Genomic DNA, 12,744 nt, shown 5'->3' with positions numbered 1-12,744 from the left:
GCAAGGTTTTTAACCAAGTATCTAAATAATAGCTTGTACCCCATCTACTCGGTAGGTGGGGATTATTTGACGCTTACATATAAAAAATAGCACCCATTTCTGAGTGCCATTATCCATGTGAAAACACACTAAGAAGAAAAATCAAAATAATTTCTCTTCAGCAATCTAGGTAGTTCCATTAGCTCCTTAAAACTTATTAGAATTACTAATTACTTTTGTATCAACTAAAAACAATTGATCCTCTATATCCTTAATCACTTTGTCTTCCTGATACACCTTTTCACATTCCTTGCAGATAATGGCCGGTGTTTTAGTAATTTCAATTGCCCTTGATCCATCTGGGAGCTCCCAATATACAGAGCCTTTAGCTGTACTTGCCTTCCCTTCGCACCACTCGCACCTCATCTCCAAACTCAATCGCCTACTCATTACCCGTTTTGTCTGTTCCCTGCTCAGACAGTTCGGTTGATTTTTGTTGCTGCGCCTTAAATTTCTTCTCTTTATGCTCATCAGGCTTTTGACGTTTTTCCTTTAAAGAAGAGTGATTCTGATCTTCCTGATATTTTTGTCTTCTGTCGAGCCGCTATCTGAGGGCTCCGGATAAGAAGTGATAACACCTTCAAAATTTCGCAACACTACTTTGTCAGCACTTTGCGAAATGAGGTAATTTGGTTGGATAGCAATCTTCCCTCCACCACCAGGACTATCGACGACAAAGGTAGAGACTGCGTTTTTTATTGTATGTACTTTATCAATACAAAAAACAGCAGATCTAGAGAATACCCTGACTACTGTTTCTAATGTGATAATGATGGATTATGTCATTTTATACACATGTTAATTGAATTTTCCCACACTCTAAGAGTTACTTGAAATCAAAAAGCGTGTCATCTATATCAAAAAAGATAATTTCGTAAATCTATATTTTATCCCACTACTTTCTAATAATGCACAGATATTGGAACAATAAACTATGATAAAAGTAGTTGGGTTGATTCCTTAGACATTCCTCAATATCACTGGGAAGCTCTCGTATTCCTTCCATATGTCCATAAACGAAATCACACCATCTCCTCTTGCCAGCTCAAAATCCAACGAATATTCGTGGCAGTTCAATGGGGTTTGCTGAAAGGCATGATCTTTTGAGTGCGTTTTTCCTATGAACAATGAAAAGGAATGAATCTCCTAGAAATAGAGAAACTAAGACAAGACCTAAGGAAGCTCTCGATTATTGTTTTTTTGTTTACGGAGGTTTTTTATGCAAATTATGAGATATGAGTTAAAGGAAGATCGTGGAAGTTACATATTAAATATCTATCTAGAACCACAGATGACCGAGTTTGCTGTTGAGCTAGGGAAACCTTCTAGGAGAAAAACAGAATTACAAACACATATACGGTCAATCATTAAAGAAAAATTTCAAAATGTACCGATTACAATTGTGAAGGTACTCGTAGGTTCCTTTGTTGTCACTACTCTTTACTTGGGGGCATCAGGGAATATAGCAAGTGCGCAAACACCGACTCAACTGCAAACAGCACCAAAATATGATACGTACACAGTTAAAGCAGGAGATACGTTATACAAGATTGCAAGGGAACTAAATGTTGCAGTAGCGGACATTAAACAAGCAAACAATCTAACAACGGATATGATTCATGTCGGGCAAGAGCTACGTCTCCCTTATTATACATATACTGTTGTTTCAGGCGATACGCTTTACTCGATTGCAAAACGCCATAATACTTCCGTTTCGGTAATCCAAAGCTATAACCAATTGTCTACAAACGTCCTTTCTGTCGGACAAAAAATAAAAATACCACAACCAATTACGTCAGTGGCTCCTTCTGCTGAACCTGAGGAACCAGTAGTGGTGAATCCAACACCTAATCTTGAGAATCCCGATGCGATAACACCAGAACCAACAGCTCCTCCAGAACAAAATGTGAGCACAGTCACCCATATGGTTGCTGCAGGAGAAACCCTTTATGCCATTTCTCGACAGTATGCTACAACCGTTAGTGCAATTAAAAATGCAAACAATCTTACATCTGACATCCTTTCAATTGGTCAGATGTTAATCATCCCGACTGCAATAGAATCTATCCAGATACCGGTTGACACGACTCCACCCGCTGAACCCATTCCGACATTTGCTGAATTAATCACGAGTGAATCAGCTGCAAGCTATCCAATCAGAGGGACCACTGAACCCGGTGCGGTCGTACAAATCTCCATATCTGATGGGATTCATCCTTCTATTACGACGAAAGTAGTGGCGAATGGGAATGGTGAATTCAGTACGAATGTGGATGTTACTTCTTTACAGGATGGGTCAATTTCTATAGTTATGAAGGCCAGCGATAATTCAGGTAACGAAAGCAGCGTCACAAAAGTAAATGTTTCAAAGGATACGTCTGTTATACAACCAGAGTTAGATATTCCTTCAATAGTAACCAGTGCGAATGCAGAAAATTTTGCTATAAGTGGAAAAACGGATGCAAATGCAACGATAACACTACGTATCACTGATACAGGTAACCAAGCTGATGAAATCACTATAAAAGCTGATCCGACCGGTCATTTTGAAGCCGTATTAAATGTAAAAGGGTTACAGGATGGGTCGTTATCTTTGCTCGCAACTGCTACTGATGAGAATGGAAACAAAAGTGAACCGAAAGTAGCTACAGCCCAAAAAGATACATCAGCAATCACTCCAACGGTAGAAGACATACAAGGGATTACCCCTGACAACGTTAGTCAGTATCCACTTGTAGGCCACGCAGAACCAGGAGCAGTTGTTGAAGTTGTTTTTTCCGATGATGGAAATCAAGAGATTGTCACAAGAGCTAACGCCGATTCAACAGGTACCTTCCAGGACACTGCTGATTTACGAACGCTGCGAGATGGTGACATTCAGGTGACCTTCCGTGCAACCGATGAAGTAGGAAATCAAAGTGAGTCACAGCAAACAACCATCGAAAAACAGACCATCATTGCAGCACCGGAGCTTGCAGACCTGGACGTAATAAATAGTAAAAATGCAGAGAATTACCAAATAATCGGAAAAGCACAACCTGGGGCTGTAGTTGATGTTAGCCTATCGGATGGAATAAACCCCGATCACTTGGTATCAACCACTGCCAATGAAAATGGGGAGTTTGAAGTTCGTGTTGATGTTAGTATGTTAATCGACACAAGCATTATGGTTTCAGCGTTTCAAACAAGCCCTAATGGGTTGACCAGTGAAACGTTTGAAACCACGATTATAAAGGATGCATCCAATCCAAATGCACCTATTTTGCATAATACAAACTTTATTAATCAGGGCAATCAATCCTCCTATCATTTGCAAGGTAAAGGCGAGCCTAATGCCGAACTATTGATTCGTATGTTTCATCCAAATGGGCAAGTACTAAATGTAACTGGAACAGTCAATGAAAATGGCGAGTTTGATATTCCGGTTGATTTATCATCCATCGATGATGGAGAAGTCACATTCGAAATCATGCAAATCGATCAAGCAGGTAATGAAAGTGAAAGATATGCCAAAATGCTAGTAAAGGATACCATCGGACCGACTGACCTTACCCTTGAAAGTATGTCAAGTATATATAGTGGAAATGTCCTTTCCTATATGCTAAGCGGTAAAACTGAGGCCCATACAACGTTAGAGATTCAGTTTACTGATGGGACCAATACGGTAACAAAAACAGTCGAGAGTGATCAAGAAGGAAAATTTGAGCAAAGCTTTGATTTAGGAGAACTTAAGGATGGAAGATTGATTGTTACTTTTCGAGCCATTGATAATGCGGGTAATGTTGGAACTCCAAAACCAGTTACCATTGTGAAGGACACGACGGCACCTGCCGAGGTGGTGACAAACTTACCTGATTTCATCAATCGCTCCAACCAACAACCATTTACATTAAAAGGATCAAGTATAGAAGAAGGAGCAATCGTTGATATTTTAATCAGTGACAATGAACGACAATTACGTAAGTCTGCTCAGGTGATAAATGGTTCTTTTTCTGACACAGTAGATTTATCTGTGTTTAAGGACGGTCCATTAACTTTCGAATTTATCCAAACGGATCAAGCAGGTAACACAGGGATTGTGAACTCAGCAACAGTGATAAAGGATACCGTAGTTGAAAATCCAGTTGTCGCCAAAAGTGGTTTCCGTTATGAGAATTTACAGCACCTTTTCACCTTACTTGGGAGTGCTGAACCCGGCGGAACGATTGAAGTCACTCTGTTTGATTCAGCGAATAATAAGCTTGTTTCAAAAAGAACAATCGTTGATGAAGAAGGATATTACGCAGTCGATCTTTTTTCACAAGATATTCAAGCGGTACACTCTGCAACCGTAAAACTAACAGATGCAGCAGGAAACCTAAGTGGTGTAACGTCAGTAACATTAAACACCTATACGGTATCGGCTGGTGATACCCTTTATTCCATCGCTAAACGATACAATACGACCGTTGATGCATTAATGGCATTAAATCATTTACCAACCGATGCCCTGGTCGTTACCCAGACATTACGTCTTCCCTTAACAGCAAGTGAAGTCGTGAATCTCGGGTATTTATACTTTGGCAGTACTAAGGAATATGCCAATGTCGTGAATTCGACGGGTCATGCAGTCAATATTGTCTCACCTAGCTATTTTGATATTAATCCAGATGGGACGTTAAAACTCACCTATCAGGTCGATCAGAATTTTATTGATACGATGCATCGTCAAGGGGTACGAGTGGTTCCATTTTTAAGTAACCACTGGAATCGTGAAGTAGGTCGAGCGATGCTCCAAAATAAAGAATTAGCTGCCAGACAAATTGCAGATGCCATTGAGCGATATAATCTGGATGGCGTCAATGTGGACATTGAAAATGTAACGGCCCAAGACCGTGAAAATTACACAGAATTTGTAAGGTTGCTGCGTCAATTAATCCCTAATCATAAAGAGGTTTCCGTTGCAGTCGCGGCGAATCCAAATGGTTGGGAAGCAGGATGGCATGGTTCATATGATTACACAGAGCTAGCTAACATTGCGGACTACCTGATGATCATGGCCTATGATGAAAGCTATGAAGGTGGTGAACCGGGGTCTGTAGCAAGCCACTCTTGGGTAGAAAAGTCCATTCAATATGCTGTTTCGGAAGGGGTCACCCCTGACAAAGTGGTTCTCGGCACCGCTCATTTTGGTCGCTATTGGCAAGAAGGAGCAAACTATGGCGGATACGGACTTTCGAATTGGCAAGTGAATATGTTGATAGAAAGATACCATGGCACAATCGAGTTTGATGAAATAAGCAAGACTCCGAAAGCTACATTTACAATCAAAGAAGGTGACCCAACAACCGTTATTTCTGGACGTACTCTATCTCTGGGAACGTATACTGTCTGGTTTGAAAATGAAGAATCGATTCAACACAAGCTTGAACTTGTTAGGAAATACAATCTACGTGGTGTCGGTAATTGGAGCCTTGGACAAGAGGATAAAGATATTTGGAACAGTTATATAACAAAACTTCCGAATACCGTTCCAGTGGTCTCACCTGTAAAACCATCCGAACCTGCACAAGCAGAGTATACGACATACCGAGTTACTGCTGGTGATAGTCTCTGGCTGATCGCAAGTAAAAACATGACAACCATTGCTGAAATTAGAGAACTTAATTCTCTAACTTCTGATATGTTATATGTAGGACAAATATTAAAGCTCCCAACAAATAACGTTTCGCCTACTGAAACCGGAGCAGTACCTGAGTCAATACAAGATCCTGTTGTGGAGACAGAACCTGTGACGGAAACAGAACATGCTGTAGAGGCAGACCAAGAGACGATCCTAGAACCAGTTGCAGAGGCAGAACCGGGTGCGGAGACAGTGCCTGAACCAGGTGCAGAAGCGGAACCGGTTGGAGAGCCAATTTTAGAACCAGTGTCTGAGCCTGAATACGTACCGGAACCATCAGTGGCTCCGACAACAACGACGATTATGCAGCCATATACGGTGGTAGCTGGAGACACGCTCTATTCCATTGCTAGAAAATATGGTATATCAGTAACGGCGATTAAATCAGCAAGTAATCTAACAAGCGACTTTTTAACTGTAGGACAAATCTTGAAAATCCCACAAGAAGTCGTTATCCATAAAGTTGCATCTGGAGATACCCTATACTCGATTGCCCGCACATACAATACAACCGTCACGGCGATCAAATCAGTAAACAACTTTTCAACCGATATTATCCATTTGGGTCAAACGATAATCATTCCATGATTTTATTAAGGAAAGCATGTAGAGCATCATGGGGACGATTCATCTTATGCAGCGTCAATAAAAACCACCCGTGAGAACGGGTGGTTTTCTCTGCGGCTAAAAGCCTTTGTTACTGACCAAACCCTAAAGGGCTACTGAAGGGTTCGCCAAGTGTACTACTTCTACTGGCCAGACCTCAAAGGCCTTCTTCCCTTTTAACCTCGTTTTTTTTCCTTCCTTCTTCACCCGTGAATGGATCAATGTACTCCATCATTGTTAATTGTTCTGCGACTATATCATCTTGTATTTGATTACGTATATATTCTTCTATTACCTTTTTATTTCTTCCAACTGTATCTACATAATATCCTGTGCACCAAAATTTACGATTTCCGTACTTGTATTTCAGATTTGCATGTCGGTCAAATATCATTAAACTACTCTTTCCCTTTAAATAACCGACGAACGCGGACACACTTAGTTTCGGCGAATGCTTACTAACATATGTACATGGTCCTTACACGCTGTAGCTTCAATAATCTCTACACCTTTTCTTTCACATAATGTGCGTAGTATTTCTCCTATATCCTTCTTGATTTTCCCATAGATAATCTGTCTTCTATACTTTGGTGCAAAGACGATGTGATACTTACAATTCCAGGTAGTGTGTGCTAAACTATTATTGTCTTTAGACATGGGACTTCCTCCGTGCTGGTATTTTGGTTGGCGAACCAAAAATATTTTAGCACCACGGGGAAGTTTTTTTAATACCACGCTGAAAGCTTTTTAGAACCCCTGGCCTAGCCCGGGGTTTTCGTTTCCATAATCAAAAGAACCATCCCCTCGGATGGTTCTAACTTGTATAATTACAAAAAGGCACCCACTAAGTGCCTTTTTACGATTGCTATTATTCTATGAAGAAAAATCAAAGTAATTTCTCTTTAGCAATCTTGGTAATTCCATTAGTTCCTTAAAACTTATCGTACTTCCGATTTGTCTTGTATCAACCAAAAACAACTGATCCTCAATTTCCTTAATCACCTTTTCTTCCTGATACACCATTTCACATTCCATACAGATAATGGCCGGTGTTTCTGTAATTTCGATAGCCCTAGATCCATCCGGTAACTCCCAATATACAGAGCTTTCATTGATCCTTGCCTTCCCATCACACCACTCGCATCTAATATCCAAACTCAATCCCTACTCATTAACCGTTTTGTCTGTTTCTTCCTCAGACTGTCCGGTTGATTTTTGTTGCTGTGCCTTGAACTTCTTCTCTTTTAGTTCATCACGCTTTTCACGTTTATCCTTTAACGAAGAGTGATTCTGGTCTTCCTGATATTTTTCTCTTCTGTCTAGCCGTTGAAGATCTTCCGGGACGAGGTTGAATTTGCTGTCGTTCATAAGTGCAGATATCCCAACATTAGATTTGTATTTTTCGTAATCAGTATAAACACTCTTGAAATAATCCTCAGCTCTGCCTGGAACATAGTTCTGTGGCTCCGGATAAGAAGTGATCACACCTTCAAAATTGCGTAACACCACTTTGTCTGCACTTTGGGAAATGAGGTAATTTGGTTGCAGTGCAATCTTTCCTCCATCACCTGGAGCGTCGACAACAAAGGTTGGGACAGCGTTTTTTATTGTAAGTATGAAGAATAATATTAAAGAAACCAATGAAAGACCTCTATTTAATATGCCAACAATGTTTCAGCAAAAATTATCAAGTTGTGCATATCAATTTCTTTTACTTAACACGGGTGCTTATTCATTGTGTCTAGTTCTCTTACTCGATTCTATGAAATCGGAACAAGTACAAATTCCTATCTATTTGGAGTAACAACATTGGCAAAGAAGTGTTTCTTTCCATTGGAATAATTTAGGCTAATCAACTATCATAATAGGAGAAGACATTTATGAATGAAACGGGGAGAAGCATGGGAAGAACAATAAATATCACTCCATTTGAAGGGATAACAGAAGTTGATCTCAATGAATGCATTAAAGAGAGTCCATTGAAACACTTTAAACTACCAAAAGGAATGTTTCAAAAAGGGGAGGATTATTTTTGGGGCCTAGATAACTGGGACACTAAACATTGGGAGTTGATCTTAAATAATAGACTACTCTCTGTAAACCGCAACTTTGGATATGCAATGTTTTACTATTACAAAGGCATTCCGGATGAGGAATGGGTTATGTCCCCTGGCAAAGAAGGTCAATCAGTTCAACTTTTCCCTCACTTTTATGAACAACACCATAGTAATCACTATAATTTCACATATTTTGTGGACGTGTTCTTTCTACAATCATTCACCTTATATGAAACAATTGGTCATTTGTTATTTAAACTGTTTAACTTAGAAAATAATGAAAACAACCCAAGAAACCAAATTAGTTTCAATAATGCAATTTATAAACTCAATCAAGTAAGCCGCCCTCTATACAAAGACTTAAATAAGGTAAAACAGTCTAATGACTTTAAAATTGGAGTACGAATGAGAAACGACATTGCACACAATCATCCACCTTATCGAATAGATTCTGGTGTCACAAAATCAGAGGGAGTTGTTTCAATTGGAGTCGGGAATTATACAACTTCAAATGAAATCAAAACAGTAATGATCGGCTTACTTAAAAGTATCAAGGCCACATTTGAAGTCCTTGAGAAACATTTGCAAGTGAACAATTAAAAGAGAGGAACCTTAGCTGGCTCCTCTATACACCGCTTTGAGAAATGAGATAAATCGGTTTAAGAGCTATCTCTCCCCCTCCTCCCGGACTATCGAACAGAAAGATTGTTTCACCGTTATTATTGTAAGTCCTTTAAAATTAACAAAAACTGCAAATCAATGAAACAATTTATTTCTTGATTTTGGGGTTATTAGAGGTTTTAATAATTATGTCTAAAACATTGCATGTTATTAGGAATACCTACTAAGAATTTAGTACATAAACCTCAATATCGAGAATAAATATGATAAATTCCCACTACGCCCTTCTTGCTCTACAATCGACAAACTTAAATTCGAATTCCTCAAGATATTCTGTTGCACCACGAATGTCCATTTCATGTGCAATATGCATCTTCATAAACAACTCATCCGGTAAAAAAGGTGAAAACTTAGAATTAAACCATTCTACTTCTGTGATAAATGGAAATAGCCTAACCTCATCCCATTCTTCGCCTTTGATGAAATTTAATACATCTATTGAAAAAGGTCCTTCAATCCTTAATCTATTTAACCCATCCTCTATTTTAGCAACGAAACCTAAAGAGCGAAGCATCCACACTAAAGTTTGAGCTATAACAGTACCAGTAAATGACTCTAATAAGAAACTGTCATCTTCTTCCCTTATCACTCTATCAATAGATTGAATATTATTATCATGATAAAACCTTCTTTCATCGTTAAGGGAGTCAAGTGCTTCTTTGTTGATATAATTGAATTGGTAGTCATCGCATAGAATCTGAATTATTTTTTCACCAATTTTCTTATGTAGTTTTAATCCACTACTTGAATATCTTGGCGGCTTCCCATTTACGGCCTTTGATACATAAATCTTGTTTTTTTGAGAATCAATTTGTTTAATTGTCCAGAGTTTTCCGGAAAGGATAATATTATCTCCTTCTGATCCTAAAAAAGTACTCTTATCTAATGTTCCAATTTTTCTCACGCCCTCTAATACGAGATACTCTTCTGGTGTGATAAAGACTGCATAAAAATCACGACTTCTTAAAATTCGTTCTCCCTCTAACCCCACTATAACCTCATTGGGACCTTTCACAATTTCTAAATAATCGAGTTTGATCATGTGGTTAAGAAGTATTTGTACGTCAACGGTATCGAGCTTATAAAAAATATGATTATTTTCAACTCTCTCTAACAATTTACTAATTGTTATTCCGTTCGTTTCTGTGCACATGGAAATGATTTGGTGTAATAAGATATCGAAGGGCTGGGGGTAACCTGTTGCTGGTTCAATCCACTTTTCTAAAGCTAGCTCCATAACGGATAGGGATTGTAATAAACTATCTCGCTTTGTAGTATACATCTGTAACATTTGCTTAGCATCTCGTTTTCGGCCAGACCTACCAAGTCGTTGTTTTAATGAGGAAACAGTAAATGTGCTGTTTAATTGAATTACTATATCTACATCTCCAATATCTAATCCTAACTCCAACGTACTTGTAGCAACTACTGTCTTGGGAAGTTTAGAGCTTATCATTGTTTTTTCTACATATTCCCGTTCCTTTTTATCAATAGAGGAATGGTGAGCATAATAAGTTTCCCCTACCTTTTCACGCTCTGCTAAACGATTCAAGAATACTGTTAATTCTTCCACAGAACCACGGTCATTACAAAAAATAATAGCCTTTTGGTGTCGAGTTAGTTCCCTTATATCTTCAAATAGAGAAACTTCTAGTTTACTTCCACTGTTTTCGCCTTCTTTTTCAGGAAAATGCATTAGGTAATACATCAACTGCTTTTCGCTGCCCTTCTCTTCCACAATTTCCACTTTTTCTGGGGTTCTGTAATTTACCCATTCTTTTACAAAGTGGAAGTTATCAATAGTCGCAGATAAACCAATAATTCTTGGTTGATTTTGGGCAAGGTTTTCTATCCTAGATAACAATGAACGGAGGTGGACACCTCTCTCACCATTTAGGAAAGAATGTATTTCATCTATTATTACGAAGTCTAATTCCTTAAATAGTTTCCTGATTTGTTCAGTCCTATTGATAAAAAGACTTTCGAGAGACTCTGGTGTAATTTGTAAAATACCAGCTGGCTCTTTCAGAAATTTCTTCTTAACACTTTGACTTACATCTCCGTGCCATTTGTGGATTGGAATATGTGTGTGTTCGCATAGTTTTTCAATACGTTCAAATTGATTATTAATTAGTGCTTTTAAAGGAGAAATGTATAGTACCTTTAGCTCTGATTCTGCTTTTTTCTCTACTATTGATAAAACAGGTAAAAAGGCTGATTCTGTTTTACCCGAAGCAGTCCCTGATGATATTATGACATCTCTTGTACTGTTTACGATAACTGGTATGGCTCTATCTTGGATGGGGGTAAATCTGTCCCATTTCATATCCCATATCTTCTTTTGAATATTCTTCGATAACAGATGAAAAGTCATTCCTTATTCCCCTTCTGTTGTAGCAAACCTAGAGTAAACCTGATTCTGTGGTTCTGGCTGCGGTGTTTCTTCTTCTCCAAAGATATTGCTACGATTGTATTGTGGATTTTGATGAAGAATGTTTAAGCCGCCTATATAAGAACGAATGACATCCCCTACAGTTAGATTTTCATTAGCTCCGGGTCTTGAATATTCTTGAACAATAAATCTTTTAATTTCACTATCAGTTACACTAGCTTGATACCCGTAATGTGTCGCATGAATATCACGCAATTTCTGCAACAGCACATAAGTTTCGTCATGCTTAAGTGGCGTTAACTTTATTACTGGCTGAGATAAGTCGCGGAACTCATCAGATTCAAAACGATTGGATTCTAAACGTCGTTTTAGAGCACCGTAACTAAAGAGTCCTCTCCTTTCATCTTCTAGGAATTCCGGAGTCCCCCCTATTGTGAAATACAGTCCTTCCACGTTACCTTGCAGTGTATCATTATATATTTTTAAAATGGTTTCGTAGTTTTTATCCCTTGTTTGGGGATGAGTTATCTTATAAAGATTAATTGCCTCATCTAGATTCACGACTAATCCTGAGTATCCGATTTGTTTAACAAACTGGGAAACAACCTTGATATAGTTATAGTAATTGTTATCATCAATAATATCCCGAACACCTAAATCTATTCTGGCTTCAGTTTTTGTCTTGTACTCTCCACGTAGCCACTTTAGCGCTTTGCGTTGTAACTCACTGTTATCTTCAACAAATCCCTTAAAATACTGTGTTAGTATTCGAGAAAAGTCATATCCACCAATTAAGTCGTCCATTATTGATACCGTTTTTGTTATCTCAGTTTCTACATCTTTCACAAAATCTAGGTTATCAAATTCAACTGACCCATAATTCTTCTCAACAATTACTTTAGATTGGACTTCACTAATCCACTTATCTAGAATAGTGGGTAACGCCCCACCTTCGGGTACAGTAGCAATTGCCATGTTTTTCATTAATTCTGTATAAATAGCTACTGCTTTCCCCTCACTGCCATATAATCGTCGTTCAGGAGTAAAATCTGCTTTAGTTACAGCAAATTTTTCTTGAAATGCAATTTGTTGAATAAGTGCCTGGATAAAACTCTTCCCACTCCCAAAAGATCCTATAAACAATTTGATAACAGATGACCCACTCTTGATATTTTGTAAGTCTGTTAGAATTTGTTTTGCTTCATCTGCGCGACCTACCATGATGTATTGTAATCCTCTGCTAGGTACCACTCCTCCGGATAGGGAGTTTAATATAGTTGTTGAATCACGCTTCTTAATATTCAATT

At 38.4% G+C, this 12,744-nt stretch carries 6 protein-coding genes and 4 pseudogenes; 2 read left to right on the top strand and 8 right to left on the bottom strand.

All coding sequences use genetic code 11. From position 1 onward, the window contains the following. Positions 1 to 128 precede the first annotated feature (128 nt). Together ACVBAX_RS03425 and ACVBAX_RS03420 are read right to left on the bottom strand one after the other, a co-directional pair. Positions 129 to 411, bottom strand: a pseudogene (locus tag ACVBAX_RS03425) (YokU family protein). Between the two features lie 10 nt (positions 412 to 421). Continuing rightward, positions 422 to 744, bottom strand: a pseudogene (locus tag ACVBAX_RS03420) (lysine 2,3-aminomutase); the annotation flags it as partial. A 514-nt stretch (positions 745 to 1,258) separates the two neighbouring features. Here ACVBAX_RS03420 and ACVBAX_RS03415 point away from each other — a divergent pair. Continuing rightward, positions 1,259 to 6,289: a LysM peptidoglycan-binding domain-containing protein gene (locus ACVBAX_RS03415; protein WP_447115879.1), complete on the top strand. Its 5,031-nt coding sequence runs from the start codon at positions 1,259 to 1,261 to the stop codon at positions 6,287 to 6,289. A 175-nt stretch (positions 6,290 to 6,464) separates the two neighbouring features. Here ACVBAX_RS03415 and tnpA read toward each other — a convergent pair. From tnpA to ACVBAX_RS03400, 3 genes and pseudogenes are all read right to left on the bottom strand, one after another. Next, a pseudogene (gene tnpA / locus ACVBAX_RS03410) lies at positions 6,465 to 6,964 on the bottom strand (IS200/IS605 family transposase). Positions 6,965 to 7,180: 216 nt separating this feature from the next. After that, a complete protein-coding gene (locus ACVBAX_RS03405; RefSeq protein WP_447115878.1) occupies positions 7,181 to 7,462 on the bottom strand; it encodes a YokU family protein in 282 nt (93 codons plus the stop codon). Between the two features lie 9 nt (positions 7,463 to 7,471). Continuing rightward, positions 7,472 to 7,906, bottom strand: a pseudogene (locus ACVBAX_RS03400) (lysine 2,3-aminomutase); the annotation flags it as partial. 281 nt (positions 7,907 to 8,187) lie between these two features. Between ACVBAX_RS03400 and ACVBAX_RS03395 the strand changes: the two are divergent. After that, positions 8,188 to 8,964, top strand: a complete 777-nt coding sequence (locus ACVBAX_RS03395; RefSeq protein ID WP_447115877.1) for a Cthe_2314 family HEPN domain-containing protein — start codon at positions 8,188 to 8,190, stop codon at positions 8,962 to 8,964. A 25-nt stretch (positions 8,965 to 8,989) separates the two neighbouring features. Here the strand turns inward: ACVBAX_RS03395 and ACVBAX_RS03390 are convergent, their stop codons facing one another. The 3 genes from ACVBAX_RS03390 to ACVBAX_RS03380 form a co-directional block, all read right to left on the bottom strand. Next, the gene (locus ACVBAX_RS03390) at positions 8,990 to 9,064 is read right to left on the bottom strand and encodes a hypothetical protein (RefSeq protein WP_447116032.1); all 75 of its coding nucleotides are present in this window, start codon (positions 9,062 to 9,064) and stop codon (positions 8,990 to 8,992) included. A gap of 198 nt (positions 9,065 to 9,262) precedes the next feature. After that, a complete protein-coding gene (locus ACVBAX_RS03385) occupies positions 9,263 to 11,419 on the bottom strand; it encodes a DEAD/DEAH box helicase (RefSeq protein WP_447115876.1) in 2,157 nt (718 codons plus the stop codon). Positions 11,420 to 11,422: 3 nt separating this feature from the next. Continuing rightward, entirely contained in the window at positions 11,423 to 12,742 is a 1,320-nt protein-coding gene (locus ACVBAX_RS03380; RefSeq protein WP_447115875.1) for an ATP-binding protein, read from the bottom strand. Between the last annotated feature and the right edge of the window lie 2 nt (positions 12,743 to 12,744).

This window comes from Robertmurraya sp. GLU-23 (assembly GCF_052983275.1).
The sequence above is the reverse complement of the archived record's forward strand: the minus strand, read 5'-3'. Positions and strand labels throughout refer to the sequence as shown.

Coding starts and splice junctions, on each gene's coding strand:
- ACVBAX_RS03395 (WP_447115877.1), top strand. CDS start 8,188: ATGAATGAAACGGGGAGAAGCATGGGAAGAACAATAAATATCACTCCA.
- ACVBAX_RS03415 (WP_447115879.1), top strand. CDS start 1,259: ATGCAAATTATGAGATATGAGTTAAAGGAAGATCGTGGAAGTTACATA.
- ACVBAX_RS03385 (WP_447115876.1), bottom strand. CDS start 11,419: ATGACTTTTCATCTGTTATCGAAGAATATTCAAAAGAAGATATGGGAT.